Genomic DNA, 21,726 nt, shown 5'->3' with positions numbered 1-21,726 from the left:
CCCAGCGATGAAGACAAAGAAGGCAAAAGACACAACGCTGAAGTCATCGCACTCGCACGCCGACGCCTAAAATTTTTCACCATGCTGCGAAACGGCGAGCCCTACCACGTCTTCTCCATAATCCAGGAAGCCGCAGCAGCGTAGAACCAACAGAACCTCACCTCAAGCCGATTGCGCAGCAAGCCCAATCAGCCCTTCAAGGTGCCCGAAAAGAACATCCACAAGGCAAAGCAGAAACCCCTTCACGCCCCCACCCACGGAGTCGACAACCTATATAGGAACACACCCCTCCGCACCTCACCACGGTGCCGAGGCGGAGGGGATTTTTATGCCAACAGGTCCCGGCGGCGATGCGGTATAGCCCCGCCCGGAATAGTCCTGCGGCGCGTACCGTTGGAAGAAGAGAACTTAGACAGGATTTACCGAAAGCAAAAAGGAAGGCTCCCCGTGACCGAACGCGCGCATCTTTCCGTCTTGGACTTCTGCACCATTTATGAGGGCGAGACCCCAGCACAATCCATCGCCCGCTCCGTGCAGTTGGCACAGGAAGCAGAAAAGCTGGGCTATTCTCGCATGTGGTACACCGAGCACCACAATATGAAGTCCATCATGTCTTCTTCCCCGGCCGTGCTCATCGCCCATATCGGCGCAAAGACTGAGCGCATTCGCTTAGGCTCCGGCGGAGTGATGCTGCCCAATCACTCCCCTTATGTCATCGCCGAGCAATTCGGCACTTTGGAGGAGATGTATCCCAAGCGCATCGACTTAGGCGTAGGCCGCGCACCCGGCACGGATATGAATACCCTGGGCCGCGCCCTGCGCCGCGACTCCCACTCTGCCGAACGCTTCCCCGAAGACGTCAAAGAGCTCAACTCCTATCTCGAGGGCAAGTCTTATATCCCGGGGGTCAGCGCTGTTCCAGGTGCTAATACCAACGTGCCGATCTATATTTTGGGCTCGTCCATGTTTGGCGCTTCGCTAGCCGCCAAGCTCGGCCTGCCTTATGCCTTTGATTCTCACTTTGCCCCGCAGCACCTCGAGCAGGCTACCACCTACTACCGCGAGAACTTCCAGCCTTCCGAGCGCTTCAGCAAGCCCTACCTCATCGCCGGAGTCAACGTCACCGCCGCCGAGACCACCCAACGGGCGCAGGAGGAATACGAGCGCGTGTGTTTCAACCGCGTCAAAGCCTTCGCCGGCCGCGGCAAGCACCTCACCGATGAGCAGGTGGAGCAGATTATCGGTTCTTACCAGGGCCAGCAGATCCTAGACATGCTGAAGTATTCCGCCGTCGGCACTGCCGATGAGGTGGCAAACTACCTCGAGACCTTCCAAGAGCACGCTAAGGCCGATGAGCTGATGGTTTCCTTGCAGTCCAGCTCACACGAGGAAGTAATCAAGAATATGCAGCTGCTCGCGCAGGGCTGGCAGCTCGATCCGGCACGCGTAGCCGGCACCCCGAGCTAGCCTTCGGCCCTTAGGTGGCCTAGGTGGTCAATGGGGACCTCGGGGAACCGTTCCCGGAGTTTTCCCTCGAGCTCCCGCGGCCCCAGGTTCGCCTGTTCCGGCAGTCGCACCGAATACTGCTGCGCTTCGTCCAAGGTAGAAACGCCTACCCCACGCGGAATCAGGGCCAGGAAATTTTGGCCCGGCTCGAGCGAATAGAACTGCATGCGCTCAAGCTCAGCGGCCGGATACCTAGTCCGCTGGAGTGGCAAGGAAATATCCTCGCCAATGCGCAGCAGCACACGAGCTCGGCGCTGCGCGGAGGCTACCACCGCCAGCATCGCGCACAGCGCCCCTCCTAAGGGCATGAGCGCGGCAATGAGGTAAACGGTATGCAAGCGTGTGTCGGCCGGCTCCTGCAGCGCCGAGTAAATAAGCACTCCACCGATTAGCAGCAGCGCGACGGCGATAATGACAGCCACCGTCACTGCCTTGCCCAGGCGCGCGGTACCGCTGGCTTCGCGTACTTCAATGATTTCGGTGCTCTCGTCCACGAAAACTTAGCCTAGCGTGCTTCCCACCTACCTAGCGCTGATAGAGCGGCGCGTGATTTTATTTAGTGCCTTTTCGCCCGAATAGCGCGTAGTTTCTAAGTGGCGCTGCTTCATTAGCGCGCCTTAGAAAAATGGAATAGCATTATTGTGTTTCGCTCCGCTGCGAAAAGCCCCGGAGAGACTAAGGACAAAGGTTGAATGAGCCCACGCGATAAACAGCAGCATAGAAAGATCGCTGATTACCTGCGAGAGCAGATCAGCTCTGGCGTGCTGCAACCAGGCGATTTTCTGCCTAGTGAAGCAGATTTATGCGAGAAGTTTTCTTCTTCCCGCGGACCCGTGCGCCAAGCGGTTGCGGCTTTGCGCGCCGAAGGGCTGGTTTCCTCCGGCCGCGGGCGACGCTCCACCGTTTTAGCCTCTACCCAGGCAGAGCTTTTTGAATCCATCTATTCCATCTCCAGCTGGCTCAGCGAATATGACGCGGATCCCCAACAGCACACCCTGTGGCTGGCTCGCCGCCGTGCGCCGCGGGAAATCACTCGTTTTCTGCGTGTAGACCCAGAACAAAATGTGGTCTTTGTCCACCGCGTGCGCTATACCGAGGACCACCCCATTGCCATTGAGCGAATGTATTTCCCCATGGTGGTGGGAAAGCACATCTTGGACTTCGACGCGGATGCCGGCTCTATTCATGCGCACCTGCGCGAATGCGGCGTGGACTTTGATAATGTGCGCCGCGAACTCACGTTGGAAGAAGCCACGGCCGAGGATGCCGAGGCACTTGAAGTGGCCACTGGCACCCCACTGTGGCGGCTCCAGATGGAAATATCCAACCACTCCGGCGAACCGGTGGAATTGGCGGTATACCTCTATCGCGCGGACCGCATGAAGCTGGCTATGAATAACGTACGTGGGGGTGTTTCACCCCTAGAAGTTATCCCCACACCCGGAAATTTTGCATAAGTTTCACGGCAGCTATCCCCACCGGCTACCCTGCTTCCTATGAGAAGATTTCGCGCCGGCAGGGCGCTGGGTAGCCTCGCCATGGCGGCCGCTGTCGGAACCGTATCAGCGTGCTCTGCAGGCCATACCGCGGTGGTTGATACCTCCCAAGCAGATAGTGACTCCGCTTCTGCTTCCCTTACCGTAGCCTCCACCTCGGCAGCCACCTCCCTTGATTTCACCACTACCGGTGGTGCCGCCATCCCCGCCGTACTCATGGACAATGTCTACGAAACTCTCGTGCGCATCGATGAGGACGGTTCTATCACCCCGGGGCTCGCCAGCTCGTGGGAGATCAGCGACGATGCCCGCAGCTATACCTTCCACCTGCGCAAAGGTGTCACCTTTTCCAATGGCGATGCTTTTACCGCCGAGACCGCGGCCTTTTCCATTAATTACGTTCGCGAGAAATGGACCAATGGCATCTCTGCAGCCATGGATCCGGTAGCCAAGGCCACAGCCATCGATGATCACACACTAAAGGTGCGCCTGAAACAGCCATCGAATGGTTGGCTCTGGTCCATGGGGACGGCCACCGGCGCGATGATGACGCCTAATGGCATGGATAACCTCGCCGCCCAACCGGTGGGTACCGGCCCCTTTGAGGTTTCCCGCTTTGCGCCTTCGGAATTTGTGGAGCTCAAGGTCCGCAAAAATTATTGGGGAAAGCCCGCCGCGCACGATGTCACCGTGCGCTATTTCCCAGACACCATCTCCTCGGTCAATGCGCTGCAGGCCGGCGGCGTGGACGTGGTCTGGGGTGTGCAAAACCCGGAGCTTCTCGACGACGTCAAGGACGGCATCGCTACCGAGGTCGGCACCACCAATGGTGAGGTGTTGCTATCCATGAATAATGCCCGGGCTCCCTTTGATGATCCGCGCGTGCGCCAGGCAGTCGCCTATGCCGTCGACCGCAAGGCGGCCAATGACATTTTGTGGAATGGGCTAGCCAAAGACACCGGGGGTGCGCCAATCCCACCCACGGATCCGTGGTTCCAAGGAAAGCACTATTACGACTACAACCCGGATAAGGCCCGCCAGTTACTCGAAGAGGCCGGCGCAGAAGGGGCCGAAATCACGCTGACCACACCGACGCTGCCCTATGCCCAGACCGTCGCCGAGCTGCTGTGCTCGCAACTCACCGAAGTTGGTTTTAAGGTGAAGCTGGAATCCGCCGAGTTCCCAGCCGTATGGTTGGGCCAGGTCATGGGTGCCAAAGACTATCAAATGTCGCTCATCTCCCACGTAGAACCGCGCGATGTGCCAACCCTATTCGGCGATCCGGACTACTACCTCAACTACGATTCGCCGCGCACCCGCGAGCTTTTGGCCCAGGCAGACTCCGCACCCGAGCAGGACTACCCCAAGCTCATGGCACAAGCCGTGGACCAGATCATGGCTGATGCCGGCGCGCTGACTTTGATGAATATGCCCAATATCGTGCTCACCCGCACAGGCGTGCGCGGACTGCATCCTGATCAGGTCACGGACGCGCTGATCTTGCGCGATCTCAGCTCCGCAGACGCTACTGCTAGCGCGGCTTCTGCGGATAACGCCGCAGACGACGCCGAGAAGGAGGCACGATGACTTCCCTTCGCCTTACTGGGCGCGCCATCGTGCGCCCGCTGCTGCGCTTTGCATTAACGCTCTTTGCCGCCTCCATCATCATCTTCGCGCTAATGCGCGCGGTGCCAGGCAACCCGGCGCGGGTGGCGCTGGGAGTGAATGCGACCGAAGAGGCCGTCGGCGAGCTCAGCTCTGAGCTGGGCCTGGATCGCCCGCTGCTCACGCAATATTGGGAGTGGATAAAAGGCCTGTTTACCGGCAGTTTTGGGCAGTCATTGTCCTCGCAACAAGATATTACGCCGCTGGTGCTGGACCGCGCCCAAGTCACGCTCATCCTGATTGGTTTGGCGATGCTGCTCGCATTGGCCGGGGCCATTCCGGTGGGAATGTGGTTGGCACTGCGCAACCGTACCCGCAGCGCGGATGTGGTTTCTGCCGGTACGCAGCTAGGCATTGCGGTGCCCAGCTTCCTTCTCGGCATCATCCTGGTGGCCATCTTTGCCGTTCACCTAGGCTGGCTGCCGGCCAATGGTTGGGTGCCGCCAAACCAGGGCGCAGGCGAGTTTATTCGCCACCTCATCTTGCCGGTCATTGCGCTGGCCGTGGTGCAAGGTGCAATGCTGACGCGCTATGTGCGCTCGGCTGTGCTCGATGTGCTGCATCAGGACTATATTCGTACCGCCCGTGCGCTGGGTCAGTCCCCGTGGCAGGCGCTGAAGCGCCACGGCCTGCGCAATGCGGCGCTGCCCGTGCTTACCGTGGCCGGCGTACAGCTAACCACGATGGTCGTGGGCGCCGTAGTAATTGAGTCCGTCTTTGTCATCCCCGGCATAGGTTCGATGCTGCTGGATGCGGTGGCGGTGCGCGATCTGACCACGGTGCAGACCTTGGTCATGCTCCTCGTCGCCTTCGCCTTGGTGGTCAATGCCCTCACGGATGTGGCCTACCGATTCATCGATCCGCGCATCACGGCAGGTGATAAATAATGAAGCTGCGTTTTTCTGGCTGGCTGGGGGCCATCCTCGTCGCCGCCACGGTGCTGGTGGCAGTGATTTCGCTGGTGTGGACGCCGTATGACCCTACTCTCGCGCACCCGGATGTGAGCCTTGCCGGCCCCAGCGCCGAGCATCTCCTTGGTACGGACCGCTTCGGTCGCGATACCGCTTCCCGCCTCATGGCGGGGGCCCAGATTACGGTCTTCGTCGGCCTAGTGGCGGTGGGAATCGCCGCCGTGGTCGGCGTGCCGCTCGGCATCCTCGCTGGCATGCGCCGCGGCACGTGGGCCGATGCGTTAGTGATGCGCAGTGCGGATTTGTTGCTTGCCTTCCCCGCGCTGCTTTTGGCGATTATTGCTGGCGCGGTATGGGGCCCCTCAACGCTTACGGCCATGATTGCTATCGGCATCGCCGGCATTCCTTCTTTTGCCAGGGTTGCGCGCTCGGGCACGCTGCAGGTCATCACGCAGGACTATATTTCCTCCGCGCGCATTTCCGCGGTGCCGGGCTGGAAGGTAGCGTGGCGCCATATTCTGCCCAATCTTGCCGGTCTGCTCATCGTGCAGGCCTCGGTATATTTCGCGCTTGCCATCCTGGCCGAGGCCGGCCTGTCCTATCTTGGCTTAGGCACCGCCCCACCGGCCGCCTCGTGGGGCCGGATGCTGCAAGATTCCCAGTCGCTTCTGGGCACCGCTCCTCTGCAGGCCTTCTGGCCCGGCCTGGCCATTGCGGCAACAGTGCTGGGCTTTAACCTGCTTGGCGACGCCCTCCGTGACCTCCTCGATCCCCGCCTGAAAGGATCCGCGCGATGAGCCTGCTCAAAGTAGATAACCTGGCGGTCACCGCTGCTGGGTCCACCACTGCCCTTTTGGGGCCCTTGAACTTCGAGCTCGCGGCCGGCGAAAGGCTCGGCATTATTGGTGAATCCGGCTCCGGCAAATCGCTCACTGCGCTGTCCATCATGGGGCTTTTGCCCGATGGGGTACGCGCGAGCGGCTCCGTCACCGTGGATGGCCACGAGGTGATAGGCGCACGCGATGCCCGTATCCGCCCATTGCGCGGGAAGACCATGGCCATGGTCTTCCAAGAACCAATGAGCGCGCTGGATCCGCTTATGCGCGTGGGCAAACAGCTGGCCCACGCCGGGGTGCGCGATGCCGCAACCGCTCTCGAAGAGGTGGACCTGGCCGCCGATATCGCCACCCGATTCCCACACCAGCTCTCCGGAGGCCAGCGCCAGCGCGTGCTCATTGCCATGGCCATGGCCGGCCACCCCGATCTGCTCATCTGCGATGAACCGACCACCGCGCTGGATGCCACCACGCAAGATGGCGTATTGCGCGTCATCGAGCGCGTGACCAAGGCTCGCGGCATCGCGCTGATCTTCATCACCCATGACTTGGGAGTCATCCGCCGCATGTGTCCCCGCGTTGTGGTAATGCACCACGGCGCAGTGGTGGAGTCTGGCCCTACCGAGCGGATTCTTGCCCAGCCCGAGCATCCCTACACCCGCGAGCTTATCGCCTCCTCACAGCCACCAGAGATGAGCCTTGCCCCGGCCGCAGCGGAAGATTCCCTGGTCACGCTCGAAGGGGTTAGCAAGGTGCACGGCACTCACGCCGCACTCGACGGCATCGACTTGCGCGTGCACCACGGCGAGCGCCTCGGCATTGTGGGTGGCTCCGGATCGGGAAAGACCAGCCTGCTCAAGCTCATTGCCGGACTCGACCAGCCCACAAGCGGCGAGGTCACCGTCCGTGGCCGGGTGCAGATGGTCTTCCAAGATCCGCAGGGCTCTCTCAACCCGCGGCTAAAGATCTGGAAATCCATCGCAGAGGCCATGCCGGGCAACCCAAACAAAGCCGAAAAGCGCTCCCGCGCCGCGGCCGCGCTCGAGGAGGTCGGGCTTCCGACCGATAGCCTCGACCGCTTCCCGCACGAGTTTTCTGGTGGCCAGCGCCAGCGCATTTCCATTGCCCGCGTGCTGTGCGGCGAGCCAGATATCCTGCTGGCCGATGAAGCAGTCTCGGCCCTTGATATGTCCGTGCGCGCGCAGGTTTTGGAGCTACTGGCAGAGATCATCGACAAGCGAGAGCTCACCTTACTCTTTGTCACCCACGACCTTGCGGTGGTACGCCACCTATGCGATAGTGTCGCCGTCCTCGACCGCGGCCGACTCATCGAGCACGGCCCTACCGAGGCCGTATGGTCCTCCCCCAGCACGGACTACACGCGTCGGCTTATCGCGGCCGCCGAAATGTGAAGCGGGTGCTGGTGGGCGTAAGGTAGTCGGGTCAGATAGCTCCACTTAGAAAGGATCCTGCTGCTCCGTGGCCGCCCAGCTTGACTAACCCATCCCGCAGCGCCCTAGCACCACCCAGCTACTCACCGCATTTAATAGCGCCTCGGTGCGCTGGCCTGGTGCACTGCGCGCGGGATTGGCGATTCTCCTGCCCGGCGCCATTGCGCTGCTTACCGGCCACGACTACGCTATCCTGCTCATTTCCACCGGCGCGTTTACCGTCATCTTTGGCGAGGGACAGCCCTATCGCACCCGCCCGCGCGTCATGCTCACCGCCGGCACCGCGCTCATTACCGTCGCCGCCGTCGGCGTGTTGGTAGGCCATCTTATCTTTGCGCCCGGCCACGGCCATTGGTGGCTCCTACTCGCAGGCCTCTACTCCACGGCATTGGCCGCCGGTTGTGGCTTTGCCCAAAATGCGCTGCGCCTGCCGCCACCGGGCACCTTCTTCCTCGTCATGGTCGGCGGCGGCTCGGTCATGCTCGCCCGCACCGATGTCACCGTGGGCCAGCTGCTCTTTTGGGCGCTGACGGGCATGGTGGCCAGCTTGATCCTCGGCATGGCCCCGGCCCTTTTTGACCCGCACGGCCCTGAGCGCCGCGCCGTATCCAGCCTGGAAAAGGCCGCGTCGGCCTTCCAGGCCGGACAGGATGATTCACTCGCCCGCCACCACCAAGCACAAACCGCACTTTTTTCTGCATGGCAGGCGCTTTCCGACGCCCACATTATCCGCGGTGGCCGCATCATCGACTCCCAAGGAGCCCACCTAGTAGAGCGCACCCTTGCTGCCCAGCACACCATCGTGGCACATAACCGCGCCCTTGACCTCGGCTCCGATTCGGACCAGCTTACCGATCATGTCACCGACGTCGACCCGAATCGCACCGCTATCCCCCATACCCGGCCCACCGGCCGGTACCGGCTTTACCGCGCCGCGGTGCAGGATTCGCATGCCATGGTCACTACCCAAAAGGTGGTTCTTTCGGCGATCATTACCGTGCTCGTGGGCCTTAGCCTCGGCTTCGACCGGCCGGACTGGGGCGTGGTCTCTGCCTTCCTCATGCTGCAATGGGGACCCGACCATGTGCCGGGCACCGTCCGCGGCATCCACCGCATGCTCGGCTCCGTTGTGGGCGTGCTGCTATTTTCCATCCTTCACTACTTCGGTATTAATGGCTGGACGCTGCTGCTGGCTCTGGCTGCCTGCCAATTCTGCGCCGAAATCTTCGTGGCGAAAAACTACGCCATCTGCGTTATCTTCTCCACCCCGCTCGCGCTTCTCATGGGCAACTCAGCTACCCGCCCCCTGTTGCCCACCATTCAAGCTCGCTGCGGCGAGATCCTCTTGTCCATCCTCATCGCCACCGCGGTGCTATGGCTATGGCAGCGCAGTGCCCCAGTACGCAATCAGGCTCGCCTGCAGGTCCGCGCGATGGAATCCATGGCTACCCTGCTCGGACTGCTCTTTGTCAATACCCCGGATTCCGTGTTGTCCGCACGCCGTGACCTACAGTACGAGCTGCTTTCCGAGCGCCGCGCCATCCAATCCCTCGCCGCCGATAACCCAGATGCCGTGCGCCAATTCTGGGCCCGCCACATCGCGCTGCAGCACGCCGGCTACTTCCTTTTGGACTTTTGCACCACCCACCCAGACCGCACCGCCACCCGCGAAGAGCTCGATGCCCTCGTGCGAGAAATCCGTGCCGCCCGCGCCGCCTAGAACAGGGGATATTCCTCTAGTACCTCGTAGCGCGGCCCGCCGCCGCGGCCCTCGCCCAGGTACGATTGCATAAGGCAGACCCGGTCCACGCAAAATTCCGGTCCCCGATACACCGATAGGGCGCGCGTAAAATCCGCCAGCGCCCACGGCTCGCGGGTGCGTCGGCCCGCACGCGCGACGGTCAGGTGGGGGCGGTGGTGGTTAAAGGGGACGTCGGCAAGCTGGCAATCCGCCATCAACTCCCGCACGCCACGCACCTGACCACCGAGGCCTAACCACAGGGTGCGCTGCTCAAAACTCCCCGCACCGCTTAAACGCACATCCAACGCTGAGCGCCCAGCCACCGCGTGGGCGAGGTGCTCGCGCACTGCTGCAGCATCATTGGGCTGATCGCCATAAAAGGCCATGGTCACATGCCAATTATCCGGATCCGTCCAGCGCAACTCATTGGTGGTTGCCGCATGGATGGGCCTAAGTGTATGTACCAAATGCTCGCGCGCGGCGGCAGAGGGCAGCAGCGCGGAAAAGACGCGAATCATGGCCTAGCTGGCATACACGTTAAGGCGCAGCTCTGCGTCCAGCACGTGTTCTTCCTCGCGTTCAAAGACGGCGAAGGCATGCAAAATATCCGCAACGGCGGTGGAATTATCATCAAACTCGGGCATGAGATAACTTCTTTCAAACCACAAAGGAGGCAGAAGAATCACGCGCGATTCTTCTGCCTCCACATAGTAGCTGACAATGATGTAATTAGCCGCCCTTGACTACCGTGACCTGCCAGCCGGCATCGCCCGCACGGTGGAAATCACGAATCTCATGGCCTTCATCGGCCGCCCACTGCGGAATGGATTCGGTGGCCTGGGTGCAGTCAAAATCAATGACCAACGCCTCACCAGGCTCTAGCTCCGCCATGACCTGTTTGGCCTCAATCAAGGGGAACGGGCAGACTGTGCCAAGGGTATCGAGCGCATAGCGCCCGCCGCCCAACGCGCGAGCCTTCTCCTTGGCCTGCGGCTTAGTCTTGAGCGCTACCGCCCCTGCTGCCGTGGCAAAGCTGGGCAGGACCTTGTCCTCGGCGGAGACCGCCGAGTTATCCACGGACTCCTCGGTGGAGTAGGTCTGCGGCTGCCGTGGCTGGTGGCCCTGCGCCTTCTTCGGCTTGAGCCATAGGCGTGCGCCCGCACCCACGCCGAGTGCCATAAAGAACAACGATACCCAGCCCTGGAAGCTAAACAAGGAGGTCTCCACCATGCCGTTGCCCACGGTGCAACCGCCAGCCAGCGAAGCACCCACACCCATCATGATGCCACCCCAAATGGCGCGGGTTGCAGTCTGTGCATCCGGAACGCGCACGCGGAACTCGCCGGCGGACTTCGCGGCGATGAAAGCACCCACCAGAAGGCCGATGACCAACAGGGTGCCCCAGTTCATACGCGCGGAGTCACCAGTGGCGGACCAGCGTACGATATCTGCGGTCGGTGTGGTGATGCCGAGGCCGCCGTTACGGCCAGCATCGGCAGAGAGCACGAAACCCACCGTGCCGATGATGCCAACAGCGACCGCCGCGATATTCATATTCAGCGGCTTGGCATACCAGGGTTGGCCCAAGTCAATCTTCGGGCGCCCGGCATCCTTGGCGCGGTAGTGGCGCCACAATAGGAAGGTCACCACCCACAAAACCGCGACCAGAATCCACGGGGAGATATGCAGTGCGCCGTGGATGGTGGTGACCGGAAGGCTCCATTGCTTGAACCACTCATTCGCCCCGGACAACGGACCGGACTTCATCGCCGCGGCTGACAGCCCATAAAACAGCAAAGCAATCCAAGAACCGACCAAGCCCTCGGCAGAACGGTACCACGTTCCTGAAGCACAGCCGCCGGACAAGATGATGCCAAGGCCAAAGATGAAGCCACCCACGATGACGGCTACCGGTTTGAAATCAGCAATCTCCGGAGAGAGCACGTCAGCGCCGGTCAACAGGGTAAGGCCAAAAGCATGGACCGAGATCAAAATGAGCAGAGCGGTAAAACCGCGCCAGGTCTTATTGAGGAAAATATCGCGCAGCATGCCGGTCACGCAGAAGCGCCCACGCTGCAACACGGCACCGAAGACGATGCCAGTGAGAAGTCCGGTAATAATCACACTGTCTCCTTGTATCGAGTCAAAGGCCTCAGACTACGCCCTCAAAGACAGATTTGTCTATAATAGATGTACAATCCGGTTCTAAGGTGGCAACTGTCCGCGTTTCTGTCGGCCTTCCCTATGCCACCTCAGGCGCCCCAGCCGCTCCGAGCACAACTAAGGAGAATTAACCTATGGGAATCCCAGACGACGTTGTCCTCGATGGTTATACCCTCATCGAGCAACACGCAATCGACCACGAGTTCCTGCTGCGCGGCTCTCCGCTGGGCACCGAAACTCCCCTCCTCTTCGCCCTGACCATCGCGGGCGTACTGCTGGTTGCGGCCAGCTTCTTCTTGCGCGGGGGCAGCCGCGTTGCCGCCGGCCTCGTGGGCGCGCTGCTCACTCTGACCAAGCTGTGGTGGATGCCTGTAGCACTGTGGCAGCACTTCGATGACGGCCAAGTCTTTGGCTACACGCTCAAGTACTTCCCGCAATACTGGCCGGCGGCCTCCATCATTGTCGGCGCCATTGCGCTTATCGGGCTAGTCTCCGCCATTTTCCGTCGGCCCTAGCCGGTCCCGCACCGAGCAGGAGCTAGCCGCCGAGCACTGCAATGGCGATGTGCACCCGATTGGTGCCATCGATCTTGGCCAGGATGTGCTTCATGTGCGTCTTAACCGTGGTCAGCGAGATGAAAAGCTGCTCGGCAATCTCGGCATTGCTCAGTCCTTGGGCCACCAGCTGGGCGATTTCATTTTCGCGCTCGCTAAGCTCATCTAGCCCACTGGGCTGAATCATCTCCTGTTCCGGCTGCGGCGGCGTGTCCGCCAACCCCACCAGGTTTTCTAGCACCTTCGGGCTGAGCTGTTGCTGGCCTTGGGCCGCCGCTCTTACCGACGCCACCAGCGCCTCCGGTGCCGTCGTCTTCAACAAGAATCCCACTGCCCCAGCGCGCAGGGCGTGCAGGATGAACTCGTCGGTATCAAAGGCGGTGAGCATCACCACCGGGATATCGCGCGCGCCGGCGAGCGAGTGCAGCTGCGCTGTCGCCTCGATGCCGTCCATGACCGGCATGCGGATATCCATCAGCACCACATCCGGTTCCTCGGCCAGGATAAGTTCGATGCCTTCCTTGCCGTTTCCGGCCTCGCCAATGACGCTAATGCCCGGCGCGCCTTCCAAGATCACGCGCAGCCCGTGGCGCAGCAGCGGCTCATCGTCGACGAGCACCACCCGAATTTCACTCACTTTTCTTCCTTCCTTGGCAGGCGCAGCGTCCACGAGAACCTATCTTCCTCATCGTTTACCTGTAGCGATCCGCCCACCACGCTAGCGCGCTCGCGCATGCCGACGATCCCGTACCCACCACTGGGCACGCCTGCCTTTTCCCCAGTCTGGGCGGTGGGGTTAGACATGGTGATAGACAGGGCGTCGGCAAGCGTAGCGATGGTGATGGTGACCGGCTGCCCCGGTGCGTGCTTACGGGCGTTGGTCAGGCCCTCCTGGACCGCGCGGTTGAGCGCGTGACCGGCCATGGTGCTCAGCTCTTCCAGCGATTGCGGCCCCGCGCCCGCCTGGTAGCGCACTTCCACGTCCATGCCCGCCTGGCGGGAACGCTCCACCAGCGATTCCACGCCCTCGCGCGGATCGATGCGCCCCTCGCTGCGCAGCGAGTGCAGCGCCTCACGCAAATCCCCCACAGCGGCCTCGGCCTCATCGCGAATCGTGCGCGCGGACTTCCGCGTCTCTTCCGGATCTAGGTCCTTGCGGTAGGCCAACCCGCCGGCGTAGACCGCAATCATGCTCAGCCGATGCGAGAGCGTATCATGCATATCCCGCGCGATCCGGTCGCGCTCTTCCTGCCGCGCAAAATTCTCCCGTGTGGTCATTTCCTCGTGCGTGAGCTCCGCCTGCGCCTGCAGCGCAATCGTGCGCTCTTTTTGGTTCGAGCGAACCAGCCCGACGACTAAAACCACTACTGCTGGGAGGATGATGCCAGAGAAAACTCCCAACTTCCCGGGCGCACTAAGCCCTTCGCTTCGAGATATATCAAAATCGACCAACTCCGAGAGCACCATGGCCGTGCATACCAGCGCCATCCACAACCGGCTGCGGCGCGAGGCCGCAGAAAACGCCGCTATAAATACCGAAGGCCGGAACTCAGCAATCGTCACCGTCGCCGAAATAATGGTTGCGGCTACCAATGCACTGCGCGGGCCAGACTGCGTGCTGCGCGGGTCACGCTCCCGGGCGGCATGGCGCAAGGCAAAAGGCAGAAGCATCCAGGTACCGACCAACACCGCGGCTCCTACAAGGATCCGATTCTCTGAGGGATCACTTTCCCCAACTCTGATCAACGAGACCAACAGGTCGCCGACGACAGCGATTACTGCGATGAGAATTTTCTGCCACAGCGGGCGCCGGAGCATCTCGTCGGATTTTCGGAACAACTTCATAACGCGCACCAGTCTAAGTCGACCCGCCACACCTGCGGTATCCCCCGCAGGGAGGATTCTCCAGCCTTAGCCACGCGCCTCTAAGACCATAATGGCGATGTGCACGCGGCTGGTACCGCCGATCTTTTTCAAAATATGCTGCATATGCGACTTCACCGTCGCCATGGACACCACCAGTTGGTCGGCGATGTCTTGATTATTCAAGCCCTGGGCTACCAGCCCGGCGATTTCCCGCTCGCGGGAGCTCAAAGTGCAAAGCCGGGTTCGAGCGGTGCGGGTGTGGTGGGATTGGGCGTCGGAAAGCGCGGGGCTTTGCATGCCTACCAGCTTGTCGACGACCTGCGGGCTCAACAGCGGTTGCCCCGCCGCGGCCGCACGCACGGCCGCCATGAGCGATTCCGGCGGCGTTGACTTGAGCAAGAACCCGGCCGCCCCAGCGCGCAGGGCCCGCAGGATAAAGGAATCGGTATCAAAGGCCGTGAGCATGATGATCGGCACTGTGTGGACGGACAGAATCTTCTCCACGGCCGCGATGCCATCCATGACCGGCATACGAATATCCATCAGCACCACATCAGGCTGCGTATCGAGGACGGTAGCCACCGCGTCCCGGCCATTGCTCGCCTCAGCCACGACTTCAATATCGGGCGCATTCGATAGCAGCAGGCGCAGCCCGCTGCGGACAAGGTCCTCGTCATCAACCAGCACCACGCGCAGAGTATCTGCCATCATGCTTCCTTTCCCACCGGCTGATTCCACCGCGCGCGCCAAAACTTCGACGCGACGGGCGTATACGCCACTGTAATCGCCACCAATGCCGCGAGCGCTACCGGCACTATAGTGGCGTGGCCCGCCACTACGCCGTTGAGGAACGAGGGCACGAGAATCTCGTTTATCTTTTCGAAGAATTTCGGGAAAAATTCGATGACTAGCGTGGCCGCAATGAATGTCAGCGCCGCCTGCAGGAGCAACGTCCATAAGTTCACCCGATGCAGCCGCTTATCGACGCCCGGTTCCCCCACCGCCGCAAACATCACCCTCGCCCCTTGCCCGCGAAACTGTGGCACGACGAAGCCACTGCGCTCCACCAGCTCGATGCGGTCTGCGTCTTCGGGCGCATTATCGTCGCTATTTCCGCGCAGAAATTCCACGCTATAGGCCGAGTCATCGGTATCGGTATAGCTGAGCTTGCGCGAAGTTCCGTCGACCATAGAGGTAAAAAGACTGCGCTTAGAGTCTAAGTACTTTCCTGTCCATCCCTCGCGGGTCGTGGTTTCTTCTAGGTCAATGCGCATGAGCCCGTAATCGGGATGGCGCAACTGCCAACTCATTTCGCTCATTGCGTGGCCTCCTGGCGCGCTAGCGGTAGACGGATACTCCATCCAAATTCCTCCCCTTCTTCGTCGACGTGGACGTTCATGCGCCCGCCGGCTAGCTCCACGCGCTCGCGCAGGCCCACCAGCCCGTAGCCGCCGGCGCTACTGCCCGCGTGATCGTCGGCCTTAGCCGCCGGAAGCGGGTTGCGCATCTCGACGCCCACCTCACCGGCCGCCTCGCGCACCGTAATGCTCACCGGCTGGCCAGCGGCGTGCTTGCGCGCATTCGTCAGGCCCTCCTGTACTGCGCGGTGCACGGCGTGCTGCGCCATCGTGGACAGCCCATCAAAAACGTCCGGGCTGGTGCCGTGCGCATAGGTTACAGTCACCTCGGCACCGGCCTCGCGCGCGGCAGCAACCAGCTCTTCTAACCCGCCGCGCGGATCCTGGGAAAGATCTTCACGCAAAGCACTTAAAACGGTGCGCAAATCCTCGACCGCGTTCTGGGCCTCCGTGCGGATGGTGCGCGCTGCGTCTGTAAACTCGGCCGGCACGCCCTCACGCGGATAGCTCAGTGCACCCGCATGAATGGCCACAAGGCTCAGCCGATGCGAGAGCGAATCGTGCATGTCCCGCGCGATATTCTCGCGCTCCTCTTGCCGCGCGCGTTCTACCTTGGCGCGCATCTCTTCGCGATTCATCCGGGCTTGCTGCTCCACGCGCCACCGCTTTTCGCGCAGATTGGCGCGCTTTTGGCCCACTAACAACCCAGCGACCACCAAGACCACCAAGACGATGGCTTCCCCCCATCCGATTGCCTCCCACCCCGCATACGGATTGAAGGTGGTCTCTATCGCAAACGACACCACGAAGCACGCCACCGCGGCCACCGAGCGCGAAGTCGAGCGCCGCGAGACCATGGAAATGAAAGCCACGACTCCACTAGCCGCACCAAAATAGGAGCCGGACCCCAGCAGCACGATACAGCCAGCGATGAAGCTACGGGTGGAGCCGGCATAGTCGACGTCGGAAAGCTCGCGCGGCTGGTGCTCTAACGCAAAGGGCAGGGCGATAATCGTCACCACGCCCACCGCAAAACCGGTACAGATATAGGGCCCGTACTCCTCAAACGACGGCGAATATTCCTCAATATCGAAGCTCATCAACGCCACGCCGATGAGCCAATTCGCCACCGCGCAAGCGGCAACAATACCGGCCGTGCTCCACTTGGTTCTGATCATGGCCTAAAGCTTAAGCCCATGGCCATAATCCCTAGGGAAGAATTATTTTTGCACCCCGGCCGCATCGCGCATGGCCTTCGTCTGCGCGGACGGATGCTCGTTTTCGGTGGCCAAGCGCTCAAAAGCCACGGCCGCCAGCGCCGCGGCCTGCATGCCCAGCACCGAGTCATCAAAGCGCATCATCGGCGAGTGGTTCCACTCGCGCTCATTTTCGGGCTTGTCTGGATTGGCCGTGCCCATCCACATAAACGTGCCCGGCACTTGCGCGAGGACGTAGCCGAAGTCTTCGGAGGCCATCATCGGGGCATCGAATGGCTGGACGTTTTCGGTGCCAAACATCTGGCTCCACAAGGTAGCAGCGAACTGATTTTCCCGCGGATTCGTCTTGGTGGTGGGGTACAAGACCTCGAAATCCACCTGTGCGGTGCACCGGTGCGAAGCAGCGACGGAGCTGGAGACCTCCGTAATCATCTGCCGCACGGCGTCGATCTTCTCATCCCGCAGCACGCGCACCGTAGCGCCCAAAGCTGCGCGCTCCGGAATGGCGTTATACGCGCCGTCCCCCGCCCACAGGTTAGTCACGGTAATAACGATGGGCTCGAGCGCATCGAAGCGGCGGGTCAGTGCGGTCTGCAGCGACATTTGGATCTCCGCCAGCGCCGCTACCGGGTCGATGGCGTCATGCGGGCGGGAGCCGTGTCCGCCCTTGCCGAGCACCGTAATGGTCAGGTTGGACGAGCTAGCCATCATCGGGCCGGGCACATAGTGGAACGTGCCGCGGTCCTGCGGGCCAACGTGGAGGCCGTAGGCAGCAATGGGGCGTCGGCCAGCGGCGTCGAGCACGCCCTCTTCAATCATCGGCAGCGCGCCACCCGGTCCCTCCTCGCCGGGCTGGAACATAAAGGTAACGTCGCCGTGCAGCTCCGCGCGATGCTCACACAGAATCCGCGCCGCGCCCACCAGTCCGGCGGTATGCAGATCGTGGCCGCAGGCGTGCATATACCCATTCGTCGAGGCAAACGGGCTGCCGGTCTGCTCGCGTACCTCGAGGGCGTCCATGTCCGCGCGCAAAAGCACCGACACCGGCCGCTCGCCGCGCTGGCCGCCGCGCAGCACGGCCACCACCGAGCTCAAATCCTGGCCCACGTGGATCTCCAGCGGTAGGCCCTCGAGCGCTTCCAAGACCTTCTTTTGCGTACGCGGCAGGTCCAGGCCGATTTCCGGGTTGCGGTGCAGATCGCGGCGGAAGTTCTGCAACTCCTCGAGCATCTCCTCGCCCATTTCCTGGAAGACCTCGGTGGCCATCTGCTCGCCAATGCGCGCCCGAGTAACCGGCAGGGGCGGCAGCTGCTGGGCCTGGCGTGGGGCTGCCAGGCGTCCGGGGCTGCCGGGCGGGTTCGAGGGCGGTGTGACGGGAGAGGCGAGTTATCCACAGGCTCACGCGGGTGCGCTACTGCGGCCTTGCGGGGTGTCTTATGCTCACGGGCATGACCCGCTTGCAGGACTACGCCCGCCAACTTGCCTCGCCGATGGAGCTTCTCGGCGAGGTCTCCGGCGTGCGCGAGACGGATCTGCGTCGGCTGGGCCTGCCCCGGCAGGAAGCTCGTAGCCTGCTCGCGCTTGCCGACGTCTACTTTGGCCCCACCTCCTTCACCCGCCGGCAGCGCTCGTGCCGGGCCACCACGCATTGCCTGGCCACATTGAAACTCATTGAAAAATACGTCTCCCGCACCAAATCCAAGCGGGACGCGTGGGCGCTGCGCGCTGAATTGTGCGCGACAGACCAGGATGTGGAGCGGCTCGCGCGCACGCGGTTGAAGGAGATGTATCCGCCGCGGCAGCCGGAAAAGGGCGTGCGAATGACGCGGCGCAAGGGCGGGCCATCGACGCTTTCGATTACCGGTGATTCCGATTTCATCGCTGACCTGCACGCCAGCATCGGCGAAAAGAACCCCTTGGATTCCGTGGAGAATATTTTCTTCCGCGGCGGGGCCACGGCGCGCCCTGCCGCGATGACGAATATCATCATCCAGCTCGATGAATTGGACGAGATTCTCTCTGGCGGTGGAGAAGAAATCACCCTACGGCTGACCAATGGGGCCGAAATCAGCGGCGCCAAACTGGTGGAAAAGCACCTTGCCGACTGCGGACTTGTCACGCTCGTCCATCCCTATGAGGGACCGGTGAACCTGTATCGCACCTCGCGGCACGCCTCGGATAAGCAGCGGCTGATGGCGAGCGCGGAAAACCCCACCTGCCCGTGGGCCGAGTGCAACTATCCGGCAGACAAGTGCCAAATCCACCACTTGCAGGCGTGGAAACACGGCGGCGAGACCAATATGGCGAATCTCAGTGTGGCCTGCCCGTACCACAACGGGGTCAATGACGATGACCCGAACGCGCCGCCGGTGCGCGGCCGGTTAGCGCGGCGGCGGGGCCGAATAGTCTGGGTCCCGCCGTGGGCCAACTCAAGCTGAAGACCCTGCCCTCATTTTTTGGGCGGACGCTTCCCAGATCACACGGCTTTCCCGCACAGTGCGAGTCGGTGAAGCATTTCTAGGCTTGGAGGAGGGCGCGGCCGAAAAAGTCGGAGTCATCAGCGACGCCGGGCAAAGCATAAAAATAGCCACCACCATAGGGTCGGATATAGTCCGCTAGGGGTTCACCTTCGAGGCGCTTTTGCACCGTAATGAACTGACGCTCCAAGTCCTGCTGGAAGCAGATAAAGACGAGTCCGACATCGAGGGTGCCGTTATCGCGCACGCCATTGTCGTAGTTATAGGCGCGGCGCAGCATGAGCTGGTCCGCGGTTTCTGGCGTGCGCGGATTCGCCAGGCGAATATGCGCGTCGGTGGGGATGACATCACCGGTGGCATCGTCGAGGTAGTTGGGCTCGGCATATTCGTCGCCACCGGAAAGCGGGCCACCGGTTGCACGGTCGCGGCCGAAGATTTGCTCCTGCTCAGCAATGGAGATGCGATCCCAGAATTCCGTATACATAGCGATGAGTCGAACCACCATATAGCTGCCGCCGGCGGCCCAGTCCGGCTCGTCCGTACCGGCCCAAACCAGCTTGTCCTGATCCTTTTCGGCTGGATTGACTATGCCGTCTTTAAACCCAAGGTGGTTGCGCTGGGTGCCAGACGGCCGCGGTTCATTCATATAACCGTTTTGGCGCCAGCGCACGGCCACATCTCCACGGGTGTGCCGCAAGATATCGCGCAGCGCGTGAATGACGGTGTCGTGCTGGTCGGCGCAAATCTGCAGGGCGAGGTCGCCGTGGCATAGCTCCTCCTCCAACGTGTCATCGGCGAAAGCCTGCATGGAACTTAAGTGGACGGGTTTGTGGGGTTTAAGACCGAAGCGGTCGTCGAAAAGCGAATTGCCCACGGCGAGGGTAATGGACAAACTATCGGTGGGAAGCTGCGGTCCTAGCTCCCCGGAATCGCCGGCGGGATAGCCAATGCCATCGGCCGCAGTAGCGCCGCCGGAGGTAAGAATGCGGGCGCGCTCAGTCACGGTGCGAAGCAACTTCTCTAAGCGCGATTTCTCGGTGAACTGTACATCGAGGGCGACGACCTCGGAATACTTTTGGGCTGGGGTCACGATCCCCTGCTGGTGCTCGCCGTGGAAAGGAAGTTCGAGCGGAGCGTCCGCCTCGGTGCGCGGCGATGGAGAAGCATGGTCAGCAGCGCCTTCGCTTCGCTTAGAGGAACCAAAGGAAGAGCCCGCGAGGCTGGACTGCGCATTGGCAGCTGCTGCCGGGCCAGAAAGCGCGGCGGTGGCCGCGAGCCCAGAGAGAAACGAGCGGCGGGAAAAATTAAACGGGCAGGGCACTAATCCATCCTTCTGACTACGGTCATCGTGGCGACAGGGGCAAGCAGTTCATTGGCACGCGCGACGGCGGACTGCACACGCATCCGGTCCTTCTGGGACCACTTATCAAAAGCGGTGTCATATTTTTCATCGAACTTCGTGGCGAGCTTGTCAAGCTCATCCAGCTGCTCATAGATGGGCGAGGTATCGAGCCCACGGCCCTCGACAAGGGAGCGGACGGCATCCAGCGTCAGCCGGGTTGAAATAACGTCGCCCCGCAGCGCGGTGGGCAGGGCATGGGCGCCGAAATCGCGTTCGCCGCGCATATCGAAGCGCTCGAATTCCTCCATTACTTCATGGGTGCGCAGCCCGTAGTCGGGGGCGGGAATGGCGAAATGGGAGGTATCGAGGGCGCGGGCGGTTTTATCGACGGCGTCGGCAAGCGCGCGGGCAGGCTTCGCCGCATCCTTGACGGGGCGCCTGGACCACAGCAGCTTTTCGACGTCCCTGTACCCCTCCAAGCCGGGCCCCGGCCACATCTCGCTGGAATCGTCGAAGGATCGGTAGGTCTCGAGGTAGTCAAGGTAGGCCGCTTGGGCAGCGCGGCGATCTTTTGAGGTGGCTTCAGCAAGAGCGTGGGCTTTCTTCTGTAGCTCGGGCACACGCTTTTTCTGCCTGGCCGCTTGCTGAATGGCCACGGCCGCGACCTCACGGTCAGTAATGGGGACCATCTTGGGAGCATCGGTGATGGTGGAACCGGTGACCGCAAAATCATCAGATTTCACGGCCGAATCATTGTGGAAAACGCAGGTGAGGTGGTATGTGCCGTCCTGCAGTTTCGGGGCCCAGGCGCGCTTGGCTGGGGTGCCCACGCGCTCGAGGACCTGGTAGGCGTTGCCCGCATCATCTGCCACGTAGACGGTGAGCGCAAGCCCCGAGGTGTTATAGATCTTCCACGATGCCTGCCCCTGTACCTTCTCCGGCGTAGGACATGAATACACGTCGCGCACATTCAGCTGTGGTTCTTTCGGCTTCGCGCTTGTGCTTGTCGACGCCGCCGGCCGCGAGTCTCGCGAGCTAGACGAGCTAGAACCGAGAGAGCTCAAGGAGCTTTGGGCGACGGCAGTAGGAGCTATGGCCGCGATGGCAAGCACCGCGGCGGTGGCAAAATGGAAGGTTTTCATT

At 61.7% G+C, this 21,726-nt stretch carries 21 protein-coding genes; 9 read left to right on the top strand and 12 right to left on the bottom strand.

Features of this window, described 5'->3' with window-relative positions; translation table 11 throughout:
- Positions 1-447 precede the first annotated feature (447 nt).
- On the top strand, positions 448-1,467 hold the full coding sequence (locus WMP96_RS05780) for an LLM class flavin-dependent oxidoreductase (RefSeq protein WP_340432336.1): 1,020 nt from the start codon (positions 448-450) through the stop codon (positions 1,465-1,467).
- Here the strand turns inward: WMP96_RS05780 and WMP96_RS05775 are convergent.
- Complete coding sequence (locus tag WMP96_RS05775; protein ID WP_239205074.1) at positions 1,464-2,000, bottom strand: hypothetical protein; 537 nt, start codon at positions 1,998-2,000, stop codon at positions 1,464-1,466. The genes WMP96_RS05780 and WMP96_RS05775 overlap by 4 nt on opposite strands.
- Before the next feature lie 198 nt (positions 2,001-2,198).
- On the opposite strand from WMP96_RS05775, the gene WMP96_RS05770 reads away from it, so the two are divergent.
- The 6 genes from WMP96_RS05770 to WMP96_RS05745 all read left to right on the top strand — a co-directional run bounded on the left by WMP96_RS05770 (position 2,199) and on the right by WMP96_RS05745 (position 9,585).
- Entirely contained in the window at positions 2,199-2,963 is a 765-nt protein-coding gene (locus WMP96_RS05770) for a GntR family transcriptional regulator (RefSeq protein ID WP_239205072.1), read from the top strand.
- Positions 2,964-3,002: 39 nt separating this feature from the next.
- Positions 3,003-4,589, top strand: coding sequence for an ABC transporter substrate-binding protein (locus tag WMP96_RS05765; RefSeq protein WP_340432334.1), 1,587 nt, complete (start codon positions 3,003-3,005; stop codon positions 4,587-4,589).
- Positions 4,586-5,554: an ABC transporter permease gene (locus WMP96_RS05760; RefSeq protein ID WP_301715957.1), complete on the top strand. Its 969-nt coding sequence runs from the start codon at positions 4,586-4,588 to the stop codon at positions 5,552-5,554. Before WMP96_RS05765 ends, WMP96_RS05760 begins: the two co-directional genes overlap by 4 nt.
- Positions 5,554-6,375 (top strand): ABC transporter permease, encoded by an 822-nt coding sequence (locus tag WMP96_RS05755; RefSeq protein WP_200288760.1) that lies wholly within the window; start codon positions 5,554-5,556, stop codon positions 6,373-6,375. Before WMP96_RS05760 ends, WMP96_RS05755 begins: the two co-directional genes overlap by 1 nt.
- Positions 6,372-7,826, top strand: a complete 1,455-nt coding sequence (locus tag WMP96_RS05750) for an ABC transporter ATP-binding protein (RefSeq protein WP_340432330.1) — start codon at positions 6,372-6,374, stop codon at positions 7,824-7,826. Before WMP96_RS05755 ends, WMP96_RS05750 begins: the two co-directional genes overlap by 4 nt.
- A 145-nt stretch (positions 7,827-7,971) precedes the next feature.
- Complete coding sequence (locus WMP96_RS05745; RefSeq protein ID WP_340432328.1) at positions 7,972-9,585, top strand: FUSC family protein; 1,614 nt, start codon at positions 7,972-7,974, stop codon at positions 9,583-9,585.
- Here the strand turns inward: WMP96_RS05745 and thpR are convergent.
- From thpR to WMP96_RS05730, 3 genes are all read right to left on the bottom strand, one after another.
- The gene (gene thpR / locus WMP96_RS05740; RefSeq protein ID WP_301715959.1) at positions 9,582-10,124 is read right to left on the bottom strand and encodes an RNA 2',3'-cyclic phosphodiesterase; all 543 of its coding nucleotides are present in this window, start codon (positions 10,122-10,124) and stop codon (positions 9,582-9,584) included. The genes WMP96_RS05745 and thpR overlap by 4 nt on opposite strands.
- A 3-nt stretch (positions 10,125-10,127) precedes the next feature.
- Positions 10,128-10,250, bottom strand: coding sequence for a hypothetical protein (locus WMP96_RS05735; RefSeq protein WP_005324145.1), 123 nt, complete (start codon positions 10,248-10,250; stop codon positions 10,128-10,130).
- Positions 10,251-10,335: 85 nt separating this feature from the next.
- Positions 10,336-11,730 (bottom strand): YeeE/YedE thiosulfate transporter family protein, encoded by a 1,395-nt coding sequence (locus WMP96_RS05730; RefSeq protein ID WP_340432326.1) that lies wholly within the window; start codon positions 11,728-11,730, stop codon positions 10,336-10,338.
- 173 nt (positions 11,731-11,903) lie between these two features.
- On the opposite strand from WMP96_RS05730, the gene WMP96_RS05725 reads away from it, so the two are divergent.
- Entirely contained in the window at positions 11,904-12,284 is a 381-nt protein-coding gene (locus WMP96_RS05725; protein ID WP_301715961.1) for a hypothetical protein, read from the top strand.
- A 22-nt stretch (positions 12,285-12,306) separates the two neighbouring features.
- Here the strand turns inward: WMP96_RS05725 and WMP96_RS05720 are convergent, their stop codons facing one another.
- From WMP96_RS05720 to WMP96_RS05695, 6 genes are all read right to left on the bottom strand, one after another.
- Positions 12,307-12,960 carry a response regulator gene (locus WMP96_RS05720; RefSeq protein ID WP_301715962.1) on the bottom strand — a complete coding sequence of 218 codons (654 nt, stop codon included), beginning with the start codon at positions 12,958-12,960 and terminating at the stop codon, positions 12,307-12,309.
- Entirely contained in the window at positions 12,957-14,168 is a 1,212-nt protein-coding gene (locus WMP96_RS05715) for a sensor histidine kinase (protein WP_301715963.1), read from the bottom strand. Before WMP96_RS05715 ends, WMP96_RS05720 begins: the two co-directional genes overlap by 4 nt.
- A 66-nt stretch (positions 14,169-14,234) precedes the next feature.
- Positions 14,235-14,900 carry a response regulator gene (locus tag WMP96_RS05710; RefSeq protein WP_301715964.1) on the bottom strand — a complete coding sequence of 222 codons (666 nt, stop codon included), beginning with the start codon at positions 14,898-14,900 and terminating at the stop codon, positions 14,235-14,237.
- Positions 14,897-15,508, bottom strand: coding sequence for a hypothetical protein (locus WMP96_RS05705; protein WP_301715965.1), 612 nt, complete (start codon positions 15,506-15,508; stop codon positions 14,897-14,899). Before WMP96_RS05705 ends, WMP96_RS05710 begins: the two co-directional genes overlap by 4 nt.
- A complete protein-coding gene (locus WMP96_RS05700) occupies positions 15,505-16,725 on the bottom strand; it encodes a sensor histidine kinase (RefSeq protein ID WP_301715966.1) in 1,221 nt (406 codons plus the stop codon). Before WMP96_RS05700 ends, WMP96_RS05705 begins: the two co-directional genes overlap by 4 nt.
- A 42-nt stretch (positions 16,726-16,767) precedes the next feature.
- The gene (locus WMP96_RS05695; protein ID WP_340432389.1) at positions 16,768-18,099 is read right to left on the bottom strand and encodes a M20 metallopeptidase family protein; all 1,332 of its coding nucleotides are present in this window, start codon (positions 18,097-18,099) and stop codon (positions 16,768-16,770) included.
- A 113-nt stretch (positions 18,100-18,212) separates the two neighbouring features.
- Between WMP96_RS05695 and WMP96_RS05690 the strand changes: the two genes are divergently transcribed.
- Positions 18,213-19,202 (top strand): HNH endonuclease signature motif containing protein, encoded by a 990-nt coding sequence (locus WMP96_RS05690; RefSeq protein ID WP_301715968.1) that lies wholly within the window; start codon positions 18,213-18,215, stop codon positions 19,200-19,202.
- A gap of 79 nt (positions 19,203-19,281) precedes the next feature.
- Here the strand turns inward: WMP96_RS05690 and efeB are convergent, their stop codons facing one another.
- The gene (gene efeB, locus WMP96_RS05685; protein ID WP_301715969.1) at positions 19,282-20,562 is read right to left on the bottom strand and encodes an iron uptake transporter deferrochelatase/peroxidase subunit; all 1,281 of its coding nucleotides are present in this window, start codon (positions 20,560-20,562) and stop codon (positions 19,282-19,284) included.
- Positions 20,562-21,725: an EfeM/EfeO family lipoprotein gene (locus WMP96_RS05680; RefSeq protein ID WP_239205042.1), complete on the bottom strand. Its 1,164-nt coding sequence runs from the start codon at positions 21,723-21,725 to the stop codon at positions 20,562-20,564. The genes efeB and WMP96_RS05680 overlap by 1 nt, the downstream gene beginning before the upstream one ends.
- Between the last annotated feature and the right edge of the window lies 1 nt (position 21,726).

The sequence above is a fragment of the Corynebacterium sp. KPL4035 genome, assembly GCF_037908325.1.
Taxonomy (GTDB): domain Bacteria; phylum Actinomycetota; class Actinomycetes; order Mycobacteriales; family Mycobacteriaceae; genus Corynebacterium; species Corynebacterium kefirresidentii.
Note: the sequence above shows the minus strand (reverse complement) of the source record. Positions and strands in the feature narration are given on the sequence as shown.